The sequence below is a fragment of the Parahaemophilus parainfluenzae genome (assembly GCF_001055095.1).
Lineage (GTDB): Bacteria > Pseudomonadota > Gammaproteobacteria > Enterobacterales > Pasteurellaceae > Haemophilus_D > Haemophilus_D parainfluenzae_Z.
This window is the reverse complement of record NZ_JVHG01000006.1, coordinates 22,354-39,190: the sequence shown is the minus strand read 5'-3', so window position 1 is coordinate 39,190 and position 16,837 is coordinate 22,354. Positions and strand designations below refer to the sequence as shown.

Genomic DNA, 16,837 nt, shown 5'->3' with positions numbered 1-16,837 from the left:
AAGTGCGATCAAAATTGACCGCACTTTAGGAATTTAATCTTCTTTAAATTCTCTCATCATTTCTTCTGCTTTCTTCACCATTTCTGCAGAACCGATGAAAAGTGGTACACGTTGGTGAAGTTCAGTTGGTTGAATATCTAAAATTCGATTGTAACCATCAGAGGCAATCCCCCCCGCTTGTTCTGCTAAGAATGCCATTGGATTGCCTTCATAAAGCAAACGAAGCTTACCATTTGGATAGTTAGTTGCACTTGGGTAAATATAGATACCACCTTTTAATAAGTTACGGTGGAAGTCTGCCACTAATGAACCAATATAACGTGACGCATAAGGTCGGTTAGTTGCTTTATCTTCCTCTTGGCAGTATTTAATGTATTTTTTTACCCCTTGTGGGAATTTGAGATATTGTCCTTCATTGATGGAATAGATTTTGCCATCTTTTGGCATTTGCATATTTTCATGAGAAAGACAGAATGTACCGATAGATGGATCGTAAGTGAAACCATTTACACCATGACCAGTTGTATAAACCAACATGGTAGAGGAACCATATACAATATAACCCGCAGCCACTTGTTTATTACCCGGTTGCATAAAGTCTTCTAAGGTAACAGGTGAGCCAATCGGTGAAACACGACGGTAAATAGAGAAGATCGTCCCAACAGAAACGTTCACATCAATATTGGATGAACCATCAAGAGGATCGGTCAAAATAATATATTTTGCATTGCGAGCACGTTCAGTATCAAAAGCGATAAAGCTTTCTTCTTCCTCTGAAGCAAAACCAGCTACCTCTTCACGCGACATAAGGGCCGCATTCATGGTGTTATGGGCGAATAAGTCCAATTTCATTTGGCTTTCACCTTGTACGTTTTCGACACCAGACTGACCAAGAATATTGGTTAAACCTGCTTTATTGATATCACGATGAATGATTTTTGCTAATAAACGAATAGAAGACAAAATACCACTAAGTTCCCCTTTTGCATTTGGGTACTCTGCTTGGCGTTCAACAATAAATTCACTCAATGTTTTCATGTTTATTCCTTTTTTATAATTGTTAAATAAATAATAGACCCTTTTATTATATGTTATTTAGCACTTTTGATTGAGATCAAAATGTGAAGAATGAGATCTTTGTCACATTTTATTTTTGATACAAAGCCTTGACAAAACGTATATATCCTTTAAAAAAGATATAATAGATAAATAACGTCACAGTAAAGGAATACTGTTATGAAATTTACTCATTTTCCTTTCAAATCAAGTTTACTTGCTTGCAGTATTGCTTTGCTTGCTGCGTGCAATTCAATTACTTATCATCCCACTAAAACGATTGAGAAAATAGATCCACAAAAGGGATATCGTTTAGAAAATGCGATGCAGCAGGCATTACAAAAAGAAAATTTGGTGATTATGACTTTTTCAGGTGGTGGTTCTCGCGCGGCATCTTTAGGTTATGGCGTGTTAGAGCAGTTCCAAAATGTCTCAGTGCGTCCAACAGAGAAAGGTAGCACCTTATTGCAAAATATTGATATTGTGTATGGGGTGTCTGGCGGCTCAGTATTAGCAGCCTATTTTGCTTTAGAAGGACAGGACATTATCCCTAAATTTAATAATTCTTTTTTGAAAAAGAATTTCCAGAAAAAAGTCATCAATGAAGTATTTTCGGTGAGTAATGTGCCTCGGCTTACTTCTCCACAGTTTGGTCGTAGCGATTTGTTGCAGGAACAGCTCAATCTTGCTTTATATCGTGGAAAAAAATTTGCAGATCTTGAACAACGTAAAGGACCTTTTGCTGTAATTAATGCCACCGACATGGTCGCTGGACAGGAGGTCTCTTTCACTCAAGATTTCTTTGATTGGCTTTGTGTAGATTTAAATGATGTCGAAATTGCAAGAGCTGTGGCAGCATCCAGTGCTGTTCCATTAATTTTTTCACCCATTACACAAAATAATCATGGTGGTGCTTGCCAAGCCGAGAGTAAAAAAGAATTATTGACACAGATGAAAGTAGGGAATCGTTTGTGGCTAAACAATTTTGAAACCATGAAAAAACGTACGGCTTCTTATCAAAATAATGAGGAAAAACCTTATTTACATTTGGTTGACGGTGGTTTAACGGATAATTTGGGCTTGGCAAGCTTGTTGGATATGTCGAATTTACTCACTGTCAAAAAATTGTATGCAGAGCTGAAAAATTACAATTTACGCAATATTGTCGTGGTAAACGTCAATGCGCAAAGTGAGCTATCGAGCCATATTGATAAGTCTGCTGATGTGCCAGGAATCAAAGAAGTGGTGAACACGGTGATAAATGTACCGATTGATAAAACAACGGAATCTACCGTGAAATATTCACAAAAATTTGCTGATCAATGGAATGCTTACACTAAACATAAAAAAGGTGCAAAAATTAAAGCTTATTTTGTGAATTTAAGTTTGAAAGATTTGCCTGATGGGCAGTTAAAAAATGATGTGCTTAATATCGGAACATCTTTCTATTTACCCCAATCAGATGTGGACAAATTGCGTGAAGCGGCCAAGATTTTATTGGAACAATCGAAAGAATATCATAAGGCACTGAAAGCATTACAATAGCCCAATAATTAAAGTGTGGTTAAAAATTATGGGTCTTCGGAATATATAGTGGAATTACTTTCTTAATAGTTTAAAAACAACTGGTGTTTAAATCGGATTTTCTGGTGGGATGTTAGGATAATCAATAGTATTATATAAAAGTATCAATCACATACGAGTGATACTTTGGGAAAAAAATAAAATAGTCCAATTTACTTGACCGTGTACTATAGTACATGGTTTATAATATTCAGGGGGTGAAATAAGATGATTTATCGCATTAGTGAGTTTGCAGATAAATGTGGAGTTAATAAAGAAACGATCAGATATTACGAGCGAAAAAATTTATTACAAGAACCTCACCGAACGGAAGCTGGTTATCGGATATATTCATATGATGACGTTAAGCGTGTTGGGTTTATTAAACGAATACAGGAACTTGGTTTCTCTTTAAGCGAGATTTATAAATTACTTGGTGTTGTAGATAAAGATGAAGTTCGTTGTCAAGATATGTTCGAATTTGTTTCTAAAAAACAAAAGGAAGTGCAAAAACAAATAGAGGATTTAAAACGAATTGAAACTATGTTAGACGACTTAAAACAACGATGTCCAGCTGAAAAGCAATTACATTCGTGTCCAATAATAGAAACATTAACATGAGAGATTAATTAACGAAAGGAGCTTTTTTATGAATAAATTTAAGGTAAACATTTCAGGAATGACCTGTACGGGTTGTGAAAAACACGTAGAATCAGCACTTGAAAAGATAGGTGCTAAAAATATTGAGTCTAGTTATCGTCGTGGTGAAGCAGTATTTGAACTGCCCGATGATATTGAGGTTGAAAGTGCAATAAAGGCGATTGATGAAGCAAATTACCAAGCCGGAGAAATTGAAGAAATATCATCACTAGAAAACGTGGCGTTAATTAATGAAGACAATTATGACCTTCTTATTATTGGTTCTGGTGCTGCTGCCTTTTCTTCGGCAATTAAAGCTATAGAATACGGTGCAAAAGTTGGAATGATTGAGCGTGGAACGGTTGGGGGAACCTGTGTGAATATTGGCTGTGTTCCGTCAAAAACTCTTCTTAGGGCAGGGGAAATCAATCATTTATCAAAAGACAATCCGTTTATAGGTTTACAAACATCCGCTGGAGAAGTGGATTTAGCTAGTTTAATCACGCAAAAGGATAAATTGGTGAGCGAACTTCGGAATCAAAAATATATGGATTTAATTGATGAATATAATTTTGATTTAATTAAAGGTGAAGCAAAATTCGTTGATGCTAGTACGGTTGAGGTCAATGGGGCAAAGTTATCTGCAAAACGCTTTTTAATTGCAACAGGTGCATCGCCTTCGTTGCCCCAAATTTCAGGACTTGAAAAAATGGACTATTTAACTAGTACAACACTTCTTGAGTTAAAGAAAATACCAAAACGATTAACTGTAATTGGTTCAGGATACATTGGAATGGAGCTTGGACAACTATTTCATCATTTAGGTTCAGAAATAACGCTTATGCAAAGAAGTGAGCGACTTTTAAAGGAGTATGATCCTGAGATTTCAGAGTCAGTTGAAAAAGCGTTAATTGAACAGGGTATAAACCTTGTCAAAGGGGCAACTTTTGAGCGTGTTGAACAAAGTGGAGAGATAAAAAGGGTTTACGTAACAGTAAATGGCAGTAGAGAAGTCATTGAATCAGATCAGTTACTTGTTGCCACTGGAAGAAAACCAAATACGGATTCTTTAAATTTAAGTGCAGCAGGTGTTGAAACTGGAAAAAATAATGAAATCCTGATCAATGATTTTGGTCAAACAAGTAATGAAAAGATTTATGCAGCAGGAGATGTCACTCTCGGTCCCCAATTTGTTTATGTAGCTGCTTATGAAGGTGGACTTGCTGCTCGTAATGCAATCGGAGGACTAAATCAAAAGGTCAATTTAGAAGTGGTTCCAGGCGTTACGTTTACTTCTCCATCGATTGCAACGGTTGGTTTAACGGAGCAACAGGCAAAAGAAAAAGGATATGAAGTGAAAACATCGGTATTGCCGTTGGATGCTGTTCCAAGAGCGCTCGTTAATCGGGAAACAACAGGTGTTTTCAAATTAGTGGCAGACGCGAAAACATTGAAAGTGTTAGGGGCGCATGTAGTGGCAGAAAACGCAGGAGACGTAATTTATGCAGCAACATTAGCTGTGAAATTCGGTTTAACTGTTGGAGATCTGAGAGAAACGATGGCTCCATATCTAACAATGGCAGAAGGATTGAAGCTGGCTGTCCTAACTTTTGATAAAGATGTTTCGAAATTATCTTGCTGTGCAGGCTAAGGGAACTTTTTTACAACTCCCTATTCAAGTGAACCAGCTAATGCTTTAAGGGATTTTCTAAGTGCATTTGTGGTCACAAAAATAATTTAACACTGATGATTTCGACATCAAATCTATAATTGATACCTTAACACCGCAGAGTAATAAAGGATGAATAATATGTCAGACTTATTATCCCTACCAGACATTAAAACAATAGAACCGCCACAATAAAATGAAACCGATATGATGTTTAAAGTTGAAGCAGTCGGACCACCTGAACGTTGTCCTGAATGTGGTTTTGACAAGTTGTACAAACACAGTTCAAGAAATCAACTAATTATGGATTTGCCCATTCGTTTAAAGCGAGTGGGCTTACAATTGAACCGTAGACGATACAAGTGTCGTGAATGCGGATCTACCTTCTGGGAACGCCTAATATCTGTAGATGAAAAGCGTAGTATGACCAAAAGGCTTTTAAAGTCCATTCAAGAGCAATCCATGTCTAAGACCTTTGTAGAAGTCGCAGAAAGCGTTGGTGTTGACGAGAAAACCATTAGGAACGTTTTTAAGGACTATGTGGCACTCAAAGAACGTGAATACCAGTTTGAAACTCCTAAGTGGCTTGGGATAGACGAGATACATATTATCCGTAGACCTCGGCTTGTATTGACTAATATTGAACGCAGGACTATTTATGACATCAAGCCTAACCGTAACAAGGAAACAGTCATCCAACGTCTTTCAGAAATCAGTGACAGGACTTACATTGAGTACGTCACAATGGATATGTGGAAGCCCTACAAAGACGCAGTGAACACTATCCTTCCACACGCTAAAGTGTCGTAGATAAGTTTCATGTAGTTAGAATGGCTAATCAAGCCTTAGATAACGTCAGAAAGTCTTTGAAAGCCCATATGAGCCAAAAAGAAAGACGTACCTTATGCGTGAAAGGTTTATCCTTCTAAAGCGTAAACACGATCTAAATGAACGTGAATCATTCCTCTTAGATACTTGGTTAGGTAATCTTCCTGCTTTAAAAGAAGCCTATGAACTCAAAGAAGAGTTTTACTGGATATGGGATACTCCTGATCCAGATGAAGGTCATCTTCGTTATAGTCAATGGAGACACCGTTGTATATTCAGCAACTCTAAAGACGCATATAAAGACCTCGTGAGAGCCGTAGACAACTGGCATGTTGAAATATTCAACTACTTTGATAAAAGGCTCACTAATGCTTATACGGAGTCAATTAACAGCATTATTAGGCAGGTAGAGCGAATGGGTAGAGGTTACTCGTTTGATGCCTTACGAGCCAAAATCCTTTTCAATGAGAAGCTCCATAAAAAGCGTAAGCCACGATTTAATTCAAGTGCTTTCAATAAAGCTATGTTATACGATACTTTCAATTGGTATGAAGTGAATGATCACGACATTACAGACAACTTAGGTGTCGATTTTTCCACACTTATTAAGAATTTGGAGAAGGGTGATTTATAAGCCCTTTTCCACCATAAAATCCGAATACCCAAAATTATCAGGAATATTAACCGCACTTTTCTTTTTAAATTTTATATCAATTCCATTCATATAAAATCACAATAAAATTCACATCCATCTAGACGTCTAAATCTTTAATGAGGACGTTAATTTTGTTACACTCAGTCTATCTTAGAATTAATTAAATATAGGAAAGCAAAATGAGTAAACTTTTTCCCAATGCCACTATTCGTACTTCTGCACCATATCGTTTTGATATTGTTGGCAGTTTTTTACGCCCAGAAACCTTAAAACAGGCTCGTCATCAATGTAGTTGTGGCGATATTTCTTGTGCTGATCTAACGCAAGTTGAAGATGCAGAAATTGCAAAATTGGTTGAGCATCAAAAAAATGTTGGATTACATGCGGTGACTGATGGTGAATTTCGTCGTACTTTTTGGCATTTAGATTTCTTAGCCGCATTAGATGGCGTGAAAGAAGTGGATGCCGAAAAATTTTCAGTACAATTTAAACATGATAATGTACGTCCAAAAACATTAAAAATTGTGGATAAAATTGGTTTTTCAGAGAGCCATCCGTTTGTTGAACATTATCGCTCATTACAAAAAATTGCAGGGGAGACTGAAGTTAAATTAACAATTCCTTCTCCGTCTATGCTCCATTTAATTTGTACCGTACGTGTCACAGATTATCAGCCGATTGAACGTTATAAAGATAACAATCAGTTGTTATTAGATGATATTGTTGATGCTTATATTGATGCAATGAATATCTTCTATAAATTAGGCTGCCGTAACTTACAGTTGGATGATACAAGTTGGGGCGAATTCTGTGCGGAAGATAAACGTAAAACCTATACTGAACGTGGTTTAGATTTAGATCAAATTGCTAAAGATTATGTGTATATGTTAAACAAAATCGTGGCTGCAAAACCAGCTGATTTAGCGATTACAATGCATATTTGTCGTGGTAACTTCCGTTCAACGTGGTTCTCGGCAGGTGGTTATGAGCCTATCGCAGAAACCTTATTTGGTCATTGTAATGTAGATGGTTTCTTCTTGGAGTATGACAGTGATCGTGCAGGCGATTTCAAACCTTTACGCTTTATTAAGAATCAACAAGTAGTGTTAGGATTAGTAACCTCAAAATCGGGTGAGTTAGAAAACCGTGATGAAATTATTGCTCGTATTAAAGAAGCAGCGCAATATGTGGATATCAATCAACTTTGCTTAAGTCCACAATGTGGTTTTGCTTCAACGGAAGAGGGTAATATCTTGACGGAAGAACAACAATGGAAGAAACTCGACTTTATCCGTAGTATCGTGGAAGAAGTTTGGGGTAAATAATTTCAAATTGGAATGTAAAAGAGATAATCGTTAAGATGGTTATCTCTTTTTTTCATGAAAGTGCGGTAAAAAATGACCGCACTTTTAAACAATAAAAAAGGAAGTCGATAGACTTCCTTTTATGTTATTTCAATTTAATTATTTTTGACGCATTGCAGGGAATAGGATTACATCACGGATAGATGGTGCGTTAGCATAAAGCATTGCTAAACGGTCGATACCTAAACCTTCACCTGCTGTTGGTGGTAAACCGTGTTCAAGTGCAACTACAAAGTCATCATCTTTAAACATCGCTTCATCATCACCCGCTTCTTTCGCTGCAACTTGTGCATCAAAACGTTCGTTTTGGTCTTCGGCATCGTTTAATTCTGAGAAGCCGTTACCAATTTCACGTCCACCGATGAATAATTCAAAGCGGTCAGTTACTTCTGGGTTTTCATCGTTACGACGTGCAAGCGGTGAAATCTCAGCTGGATGCGCCATTAAGAAGGTTGGTTGAATTAAGTGATGTTCAGCCACTTCTTCAAAGATCGCATTTACGATAGAGCCTAAGCCCCAAGATTTTTGAACTTCGATACCCAAGCGTTCAGCGGTTGCCTTTGCACGATCGAAGTCGTAAAGATCTTCTTTTACGATACCTTTATCTGCACCGTATTTAATGGTTGCATCATGTAATGTAATACGCTCAAATGGTTTGCCGAAGTCAAATTCTAAATCTCCGTATTTCACAATGGTTGTACCAAGAATATCAATCGCGAGTTTGCGTAATAATTCTTCGGTGTTATCCATTAAATCATGATAATCCGCATAAGCTTGGTAGTATTCAAGCATGGTGAATTCTGGGTTGTGACGAACAGAAACCCCTTCATTACGGAAGTTACGGTTTAATTCGAATACACGTTCAAAACCACCAACCACTAAACGTTTTAAGTAAAGTTCTGGTGCAATACGAAGATACATATCTACATCTAACGCATTGTGGTGAGTGATAAATGGACGAGCAGATGCACCGCCTGGAATCACTTGTAGCATAGGGGTTTCAACTTCCATAAAGCCTTTAGAAATAAAGAATTCACGAATACCCGCCACCACTTTTGAACGAATCACAAAAGTACGACGAGATTCTTCATTAGAAATTAAATCTAAGTAACGTTGACGATAACGTGCTTCCATGTCTGTTAAACCATGGAATTTGTTTGGTAACGGACGAAGTGCTTTGGTTAAAAGTTGAACTTCAGTGGTTTTGATGGTTAATTCATTGGTTTTAGTTTTGAAAAGTGTACCTTTCACCCCAATGATATCGCCTAAATCCCAGTTACCTACATCTTCAGCATAAACGCCTTCAGGAAGATTATCACGAGCAACATATAACTGGATTTTGCCACTCATATCTTGCAAGGTAATAAAGGTGGCTTTCCCCATTGCACGACGAGTCATAATACGACCAGCAACGGCCACTTCAATCGCTTTGTCTTTTAATACTTCGCCATCTTCGGCTTCGTACTTATCATGTAAATCTTGAGCAAGGGAGTCACGACGGAATTGATTCGGGAACGCATTACCTTTTGCACGTAATGCGGCTAATTTTTCACGGCGAACGAGCATTTCGCCATTGAGATCTAATTCTTTCACTTCTTGTTCTGACATATCCTTTACCTCGCTAGTTTGTAATTAGAATGTGATTTATTGAAAATAAACAGGTTTCTTCTATTCTACCCATAGCATTGTTTTTTGTTAAGCCTTTTTTAATGAAGTCATCTGTTTTATAGGGAAAGTGTTGGTGATAAATGCAGGAAAGCAAAATTGTGCTATTTTTTTTAATCAATGCGTTTATCATCATGTCTTGATATTCATACAAACAAAAAGAGCGGTCAATTTTTCAAAGGTTTTAAACGCTGAAAATACTGACCGCTCTTTACGTAGAATGATTAATTAAAGATCGAAATCGCCGAAATCATTGGTATCTACTTTAGAGTCAATTTGACCAACAAGATAAGAACTCACTTCGACTTCTTGTGGCGCTACTTGTACGTTGTCAGAAACAAGCCATGCGTTAATCCATGGGATTGGGTTAGAACGCGCACCAAATGGCAATGGAAGACCGACCGCTTGCATACGGATATTGGTTATATATTCCACGTATTGCACCAAAATGTCTTTGTTCAAACCAATCATTGAACCGTCTTTGAATAAGTAATCTGCCCATTCTTTTTCTTGTTCCGCTGCGGCTAAGAATAAATCATAGGCTTCTTGTTTACATTCTTCTGCAATTTCTGCCATTTCAGGATCGTCTTGACCAGCAGCCATGATGTTTAAAATATGCTGCGTACCGGTTAAGTGTAAGGCTTCATCACGTGCGATAAATTTAATGATTTTTGCATTACCTTCCATTAATTGACGTTCTGCAAAGGCAAACGAACAAGCGAAAGATACGTAGAAACGAATTGCTTCAAGTGCGTTCACACTCATCAAGCAAAGGTAAAGCTGTTTTTTTAAGTTACGTAATGTTACAACACATTCTTTACCATCTACCGTGTAAGTACCTTCACCGTACAAGCTGTAAAGTTGGCTATCACGGATTAAATCATCGTAATAAGAAGAAATGTCACGCGCACGTTTGATGATTTCTTCGTTCGTCACGATGTCATCAAATACAATAGATGGATCGTTCACAATGTTACGAATAATATGTGTGTAAGAACGAGAGTGGATGGTTTCAGAGAAGGTCCAAGTCTCGATCCAAGTTTCTAATTCAGGAATAGACACTAACGGTAATAATGCGACGTTCGGGCTACGACCTTGAATAGAATCTAATAGGGTCTGATATTTTAAGTTACTGATGAAAATGTGTTTTTCATGCTCAGGTAACGCGGCATAGTCGATACGGTCTTGAGACACATCCACTTCTTCTGGACGCCAGAAGAAAGAAAGTTGTTTTTCAATGAGTTTTTCAAAGGTCTCATATTTTTGTTGATCGTAACGCGCAACGTTAACGTTTTGACCAAAGAACATCGGTTCTTTTAATTGGTCGTTTTTGGTTTGCGAGAAAGTAGTATATGCCATGTTATATCCTTACTTATAGCGGGCTTTTACCCACTTAATGATTGATTGCCTAAAAATATCAAAAGGCGGACTTGTAAACAAGCCCACCTAAATTATTAAATCTTACAAGCCCCACCAGCACAGCCATCATCTAAATCTTCTTGGCTGTCTTCAGCACCATCACGGGTGTTTTGATAGTAAAGGGTTTTTAAGCCGTATTTGTAAGCGGTTAAAAGATCTTTTAACAACACTTTCATCGGTACTTTACCGTCTTCAAAACGTTTTGGATCGTAGTTGGTATTTGCAGAGATCGCTTGATCCACGAATTTTTGCATGATACCCACTAAGTGTAAGTAACCATCATTGCTTGGAATATCCCAAAGCAACTCGTAGTTATCGCTTAAGTTTTCATAATCCGGTACCACTTGTCTTAAGATACCATCTTTTGACGCTTTAATACTTACATGACCACGTGGTGGTTCGATACCATTTGTTGCGTTAGAAATCTGTGAAGAGGTTTCTGACGGCATTAATGCGGTTAAGGTTGAGTTACGTAAACCGAATTCTTTGATTTCTTGACGTAATGTTTCCCAATCATAATGCAATGGTTCTTGCGTTAAGCTATCAATATCTTTCTTATAGGTATCGATTGGTAAAATACCTTTCGCGTAATTAGTTTCATTGAAGTATTCACATGCACCTAATTCTTTCGCTAAGTTCATGGAAGCTTTCAATAGATAGTATTGAATCGCTTCAAATGTGCGGTGAGTTAAATCGTTCGCTGAGCCATCAGAATAACGCACGCCGTTTTTCGCTAAATAATACGCATAGTTAATCACACCGATACCAAGTGAACGACGACCTAATGAAGAGCGTTTTGCCGCTGGAACAGGGTAGTCTTGGTAATCAAGTAATGCATCTAATGCACGTACTGCAAGATCTGCCAGGTTATCCAACTCGTCTAAATCATCTAATTTACCCAAGTTGAACGCTGAAAGTGTACAAAGGGCAATCTCACCATTTTCATCATGGAAATGTTGTAATGGTTTAGTTGGCAATGCAATTTCTAAACATAAGTTAGATTGACGCACTGGTGCAACAAGCGGATCAAACGGTGAGTGAGTATTACAGTGATCCACGTTTTGGATATAAATACGACCGGTTGATGCCCGTTCTTGCATTAATAAAGAGAATAACTCAACGGCTTTTACAGAACGTTTGCGGATATTTGGATCCTGTTCGTATTTCACGTAAAGTTCTTCAAATTTATCTTGATCAGCAAAGAACGCTTCATAAAGTCCAGGTACATCTGAAGGGCTAAATAAAGTAATGTCTGCGCCTTTAATTAAGCGTTGATACATTAATTTGTTTAACTGTACGCCGTAGTCCATGTGACGAACACGGTTATCTTCCACACCGCGGTTATTTTTCAATACTAATAAGCTTTCAACTTCTAAGTGCCAAATCGGATAGTAAACTGTCGCCGCACCACCACGTACGCCACCTTGTGAACAAGATTTTACAGCACTTTGGAAGTGTTTATAGAATGGAATACAGCCAGTGTGGAAGGCTTCACCACCACGAATTGGGCTACCTAACGCACGAATTGCACCTGCATTCACCCCGATACCTGCACGTTGTGATACGTATTTCACGATTGCTGCAGAGGTAGCATTGATAGAGTCTAAGCTGTCACCACATTCAATCAATACGCAAGAGCTGAATTGACGAGTAGGTGTACGAACCCCCGCCATGATAGGCGTAGGTAAAGAAATCTTAAAGGTTGAGGTCGCATCATAGAAACGACGAATATAATCCAAACGGGTTTCTTGTGGATATTTTGAGAATAAGCTCGCTGCAACTAATAAATAAAGGAATTGTGCAGATTCATAAATCTCACCGGTTACACGGTTTTGAACTAAGTATTTTCCTTCTAACTGTTTCACAGCAGCATAAGAAAAGGTCATATCACGCCAGTGATCAATAAACCCATCCATTTCATCCCATTCTTCACGAGTATAGTCGGCTAAAAGTGCAGGATCATATTTGCCCATGCGCACTAATTTTTTCACATGATCGTATAAACGAGGCGGATCGAAATGGCCATACGCTTTTTTGCGTAAATGGAAAACCGCAAGACGTGCAGCAAGATATTGATAATCCGGGGTATCTTTGCTGATTAAGTCTGCTGCCGCTTTAATGATCGTTTCGTGGATATCGGAGGTACGAATACCTTCATAGAATTGAATATGAGAACGCAATTCAACTTGAGAAACAGAGACGTTTTCCAAGCCTTCAGCCGCCCAAGTAATCACTCGGTGAATTTTGTCTAAATTGATTTGTTCAAGCGTACCATCGCGCTTTGTAACCATTAATCCTTTGTTCATGGGAGATAAAACCTGCTAGAGAGATGACTTTAAAAAAAACACAATATATAGTGTTATAAAAAATAACAATGCACAAGATAGAGTGTTTTAAAATTGAATTCAAGCGGTAAATTTTTTACTTACATTATTGACAAAAGATAAGTCATTTAAAATGAATAACTTTTTTTTAGAAGTGATGTTTTTTTAGGCAGGATCTTTTTTGTAAATCTTTGTAAAGAAAAAAAGTGCGGTCAAAAATTATCTCGTTTTTGACCGCACTTTAAGACTTAAAAATTAATTAATTCAAATATTTAAATACTTTGACAACTTTTTGAACACCAGTAACTTTACTTGCAATTTCTGCAGCTGAGTCACCTTGTGATTGTGTGACGTTTCCGAGTAAGAATACTTCACCGTTTTCGGTGATCACTTTCACATCTGTTGCTTTTACATTATCGCCTACGAAAAGTTTAGATTTAATTTGCGTCGTAATCCAACTGTCTTTTGTAATTTGTCCAAAAGTAATTTTTGGTCCAACACGTAATTCATTGTATACGTCGTTTACACCTTCTACACCTTTTGCAAGACTGGTAGCTGTTTCTTTTACACTTCCATTAGGAACTTGGCCAATTAACAATACGCGACCACTGTAAGAAACAGCATTAACACGACCTTCTGATTTAATTTGCGCATCTTTATCTAATGCGTGCCCAACTTTTAATTCTAGGGTTTCATCATCTATCTGAGTACCCATTGTTCGAGGATCTGTCGCGACTTTTGCGCCCGCAGCAGTACCACCAACAACTGCAGCAGCACAGCCTTGTAATATAATTGATGTGCCAAGTATGAAGGCTAATTTTTTAAATTGGGTTAGTTTCATATTAATAATCTCCTTATTTATTAAAATGAGTTGAGTCAACTAATTTGTCAATTAGTCTAAGAGACACTCTAGTTAGAAAATCTTTTAATGTCAAGCTCTTGGGAAAAGTGTGCTATCAACAAGCTCACAAAGTGCATTAATCACAAATAAATGATTTTCTAAAATACGTGTTTCTTTAGTGGCAGGAATGGAGATTTCTAAATCTGTTTCAGCCAATACACCTTGAATAGCATCGTTATTTGAACCCGTTAAAGCAATCACTTGAATTTCTTTATTGACTGCATTAGAAATCGTATTTAGCACGGCTTTTTCTGTTCCTAAAGGGGCAAAAGCGATCAATAAGTCACCGGGCTTCGCGATAGCGTTGAATTGATGTTGATAAAGCTGCTCGATAGGTTGATCAAAAACCAGTGAAGAACCGACCGCACTTTCAAGGCTAAGGTGTACGGATGGTAGGCTAGGACGCTCAAAATCGTAACGATTAAGCAAATTTGACACTAAGAATTGCGCATTCGCGTAAGAGCGAGCGACGCCACAGGCAATCACTTTATGACCACTTAACAAACATTGCATGACCATTTGTGTGGCAGTAGCAATATTTTCTGATAGTAGGCTAGAAGCAGAAATTTGAATCTGAATACTTTCGCTATAAATATCTTTAACTTTTTGTAACATAATCGGAAAAGGTTAATCGAGAAAATTAGGAATCCATTGGATATTACTGGCAGTTTTTCCAAAGGCGACAAGATCAAAACGACAATCTGCATCTTCGAGGCTTAGGTTGTGTTTGGCAAGCCATAAATTTGCAGCATTTAGCCATTTTTGTTGCTTTTGCCAATCCACACTTTCAACAGCGGATCCAAATGCTGAGTTGGATCGTTGACGTACTTCAACAAAAACAATGGTTTGCCCGTCTTGCATAACGAGATCTAATTCACCGCATTTGAAATGTTGATTCGCCGCGATGAATTTGAGGCCTTTGGCTTCTAAGAAAAGGCGGGCTTGATGTTCAAAGCCCGCCCCTTGTTGACGATTTAATGAAAACATGGATTAGTTTGCAACCGGCACCACGTTACTATCTTGTACTTGGTACCAAGTCATATCACGATCCACATTACAGTTTGGACCTGCGCTAAGCTGACCGGTTAAACCGCTTAGTGTGTAGCCTGGGACTTGGCGTAATTCATTAAAGTGGTTAATGAGCAACCAAGCATCGGCACCCATTGCATATAAACGCATTAATTGGAATTCGCCACCAGTTGAACTTGCCACTTTTTGATATTGTGAAGAATCCGTTTCTTTAAAGAATGGAATATCACTAAATTGAACGCCATTCATTTTTGCATAGTATTCCGCAGTATTGCTTGCCGCATTTGAACGAGAACTTGCATAAATGCGAACATTCGGATTGCTGGTATCTAAGTAACCTTTAATTTCCGCTAATTCATCTGGCGATGACACAACATAAAGTCCAGCAGTATCTTGTGGAGCACCTTGGAAGAAGTAGGTAATATCAGCTGGTAAGTTATAGTAGCGAATATTCGCATCTGTACCCGCTAAGCGTTGCCAACGTACGTTGAACGCATTACCAACACGTTGTCCTAAATCATTTTGCGGCATGGCAACGATTGGGTTACGAATACCATCTTTCCACATTTTGTTTGCTGCAGATTCCGCTTCATCTTCTGGTGATAAACCGTAATAGCACACTTGGTTAATCGCTCGTGCATTTGGTGTTGCATTTAAAGCTAACACGTCCATACCTTGTACTTCTGCAGGGTTTGAAATAATGGCATCCACGTTTTGTTTGAGCAATGGTCCTACTAACGCTTTAATACCTGAAGTTTTTGCTTGTGCAATAATCTCGTTAATTGGAGTCGTAGAAGAGTCAAATACTTGTACTGGAATAGTTGAATCGCCTTTTGCTTCATTAAAACCCGATTGAATGGTTGAGCCTAAAATTTGGCCATCGCCGCTTAAAGGTAACACTAAACCAATTTGAGCTAAATTCGTTTGTTGGAAATTCAACAAGCTTTCTAGCTCTTTAGGGAAAAAGGTTGCCGCAACGTGGTTTGGATAAGCTGATTTCCAACTTTGTAACGCCTGGCTTAATTGTACCGGCTGACGGATGTTGTCGTTATAAGCTTTAATCAAGGTGAGCCAACCGCCTAATGCTACGCTACCTTCATCAGAGGCATTATTGATGACAGCGGTATTCGCAGAACGGAGTAACGACCAAGTTTTATCAACATTATCTTTACGACGTTGCATGTCTGTTAAATTTTCATCCATTTTGATGCGTGCTTTCACCGCTTCAATCACATCTTTACGATTTTCTGCAGTTTTAGCAAAAGTTTCGTAATAACGAGATTTTTGTGATGGACTTAATTTCGTGAGGTCAAGCGCACGTAATTTACTTTCAGCCATCTCATTAGCGCCTTTCTCTGCAGAGATACGTGCTTCGACTAAAGTACGGTCTAATTGTTGCGCTTCGTTTAAGTCAACCAATTCATTTAATAACTCTTCGGCTTGTGGCACTTTATTTTCAGTAATTAATACACGTGCCGCTAAGAGCTTGTAAGTTTGTTGATCTTCTTTATCTTGTGCTTGTCCTAATTTGTTCATATAAAATTCAGAACTTGCATTGGCATCACGTTGTAATGTTTGGGTAAAGCTGCTACCAAATAAGTTAGAACAACCTGCTAACGCAACAGACAATAAAATCGGCATTAAACGTTTTTTAAAACGACCGCCTTGTAATAGAATAGACATATTCGCTCCATAATGAATAAATCAATAATGGTCGATCTTACT

12 protein-coding genes and 1 pseudogene are annotated in these 16,837 nt (G+C 37.9%); 5 read left to right on the top strand and 8 right to left on the bottom strand.

The genetic code is table 11. The features are described 5' to 3' along the window. Nucleotides 1-33 precede the first annotated feature (33 nt). The gene (fbp, locus tag ADA56_RS01420) at nucleotides 34-1,038 is read right to left on the bottom strand and encodes a class 1 fructose-bisphosphatase (RefSeq protein ID WP_049368857.1); all 1,005 of its coding nucleotides are present in this window, start codon (nucleotides 1,036-1,038) and stop codon (nucleotides 34-36) included. Nucleotides 1,039-1,236: 198 nt separating this feature from the next. Between fbp and ADA56_RS01415 the strand changes: the two genes are divergently transcribed. The 5 genes and pseudogenes from ADA56_RS01415 to ADA56_RS01395 all read left to right on the top strand — a co-directional run bounded on the left by ADA56_RS01415 (nucleotide 1,237) and on the right by ADA56_RS01395 (nucleotide 7,735). Further along, the gene (locus ADA56_RS01415; protein ID WP_049368856.1) at nucleotides 1,237-2,601 is read left to right on the top strand and encodes a patatin-like phospholipase family protein; all 1,365 of its coding nucleotides are present in this window, start codon (nucleotides 1,237-1,239) and stop codon (nucleotides 2,599-2,601) included. 246 nt (nucleotides 2,602-2,847) lie between these two features. Then, nucleotides 2,848-3,240 (top strand): Hg(II)-responsive transcriptional regulator, encoded by a 393-nt coding sequence (merR, locus tag ADA56_RS01410; RefSeq protein WP_007526597.1) that lies wholly within the window; start codon nucleotides 2,848-2,850, stop codon nucleotides 3,238-3,240. Nucleotides 3,241-3,268: 28 nt separating this feature from the next. Beyond that, entirely contained in the window at nucleotides 3,269-4,909 is a 1,641-nt protein-coding gene (gene merA, locus ADA56_RS01405) for a mercury(II) reductase (protein ID WP_049368855.1), read from the top strand. 159 nt (nucleotides 4,910-5,068) lie between these two features. Then, a pseudogene (locus ADA56_RS09990) lies at nucleotides 5,069-6,389 on the top strand (ISL3 family transposase). Between the two features lie 200 nt (nucleotides 6,390-6,589). Beyond that, nucleotides 6,590-7,735 carry a 5-methyltetrahydropteroyltriglutamate--homocysteine S-methyltransferase gene (locus tag ADA56_RS01395; RefSeq protein ID WP_049368854.1) on the top strand — a complete coding sequence of 382 codons (1,146 nt, stop codon included), beginning with the start codon at nucleotides 6,590-6,592 and terminating at the stop codon, nucleotides 7,733-7,735. Nucleotides 7,736-7,873: 138 nt separating this feature from the next. Here ADA56_RS01395 and lysS read toward each other — a convergent pair whose 3' ends face one another. The 7 genes from lysS to ADA56_RS01360 all read right to left on the bottom strand — a co-directional run bounded on the left by lysS (nucleotide 7,874) and on the right by ADA56_RS01360 (nucleotide 16,795). Continuing rightward, on the bottom strand, nucleotides 7,874-9,382 hold the full coding sequence (gene lysS, locus ADA56_RS01390) for a lysine--tRNA ligase (protein WP_049368853.1): 1,509 nt from the start codon (nucleotides 9,380-9,382) through the stop codon (nucleotides 7,874-7,876). 285 nt (nucleotides 9,383-9,667) lie between these two features. Continuing rightward, a complete protein-coding gene (gene nrdB / locus ADA56_RS01385) occupies nucleotides 9,668-10,798 on the bottom strand; it encodes a class Ia ribonucleoside-diphosphate reductase subunit beta (protein WP_014065539.1) in 1,131 nt (376 codons plus the stop codon). A gap of 95 nt (nucleotides 10,799-10,893) precedes the next feature. Then, entirely contained in the window at nucleotides 10,894-13,164 is a 2,271-nt protein-coding gene (gene nrdA, locus ADA56_RS01380; RefSeq protein WP_049368852.1) for a class 1a ribonucleoside-diphosphate reductase subunit alpha, read from the bottom strand. 277 nt (nucleotides 13,165-13,441) lie between these two features. Beyond that, nucleotides 13,442-14,023, bottom strand: coding sequence for a division/outer membrane stress-associated lipid-binding lipoprotein (gene dolP / locus ADA56_RS01375; protein ID WP_049368851.1), 582 nt, complete (start codon nucleotides 14,021-14,023; stop codon nucleotides 13,442-13,444). Between the two features lie 90 nt (nucleotides 14,024-14,113). Continuing rightward, complete coding sequence (locus ADA56_RS01370; protein WP_049368850.1) at nucleotides 14,114-14,698, bottom strand: D-sedoheptulose-7-phosphate isomerase; 585 nt, start codon at nucleotides 14,696-14,698, stop codon at nucleotides 14,114-14,116. A gap of 12 nt (nucleotides 14,699-14,710) precedes the next feature. Next, complete coding sequence (locus ADA56_RS01365; RefSeq protein WP_049368849.1) at nucleotides 14,711-15,070, bottom strand: YraN family protein; 360 nt, start codon at nucleotides 15,068-15,070, stop codon at nucleotides 14,711-14,713. A gap of 3 nt (nucleotides 15,071-15,073) precedes the next feature. Continuing rightward, nucleotides 15,074-16,795, bottom strand: coding sequence for a penicillin-binding protein activator (locus tag ADA56_RS01360; protein ID WP_049368848.1), 1,722 nt, complete (start codon nucleotides 16,793-16,795; stop codon nucleotides 15,074-15,076). Nucleotides 16,796-16,837 lie beyond the last annotated feature (42 nt).

Bases quoted from the DNA above. Each gene is read 5' to 3' on its own strand.
- lysS (WP_049368853.1), bottom strand. From the start codon at position 9,382: ATGTCAGAACAAGAAGTGAAAGAATTAGATCTCAATGGCGAAATGCTC.
- merA (WP_049368855.1), top strand. From the start codon at position 3,269: ATGAATAAATTTAAGGTAAACATTTCAGGAATGACCTGTACGGGTTGT.
- merR (WP_007526597.1), top strand. From the start codon at position 2,848: ATGATTTATCGCATTAGTGAGTTTGCAGATAAATGTGGAGTTAATAAA.
- nrdA (WP_049368852.1), bottom strand. From the start codon at position 13,164: ATGAACAAAGGATTAATGGTTACAAAGCGCGATGGTACGCTTGAACAA.
- ADA56_RS01395 (WP_049368854.1), top strand. From the start codon at position 6,590: ATGAGTAAACTTTTTCCCAATGCCACTATTCGTACTTCTGCACCATAT.
- nrdB (WP_014065539.1), bottom strand. From the start codon at position 10,798: ATGGCATATACTACTTTCTCGCAAACCAAAAACGACCAATTAAAAGAA.
- ADA56_RS01360 (WP_049368848.1), bottom strand. From the start codon at position 16,795: ATGTCTATTCTATTACAAGGCGGTCGTTTTAAAAAACGTTTAATGCCG.
- dolP (WP_049368851.1), bottom strand. From the start codon at position 14,023: ATGAAACTAACCCAATTTAAAAAATTAGCCTTCATACTTGGCACATCA.
- ADA56_RS01365 (WP_049368849.1), bottom strand. From the start codon at position 15,070: ATGTTTTCATTAAATCGTCAACAAGGGGCGGGCTTTGAACATCAAGCC.
- ADA56_RS01415 (WP_049368856.1), top strand. From the start codon at position 1,237: ATGAAATTTACTCATTTTCCTTTCAAATCAAGTTTACTTGCTTGCAGT.
- ADA56_RS01370 (WP_049368850.1), bottom strand. From the start codon at position 14,698: ATGTTACAAAAAGTTAAAGATATTTATAGCGAAAGTATTCAGATTCAA.
- fbp (WP_049368857.1), bottom strand. From the start codon at position 1,038: ATGAAAACATTGAGTGAATTTATTGTTGAACGCCAAGCAGAGTACCCA.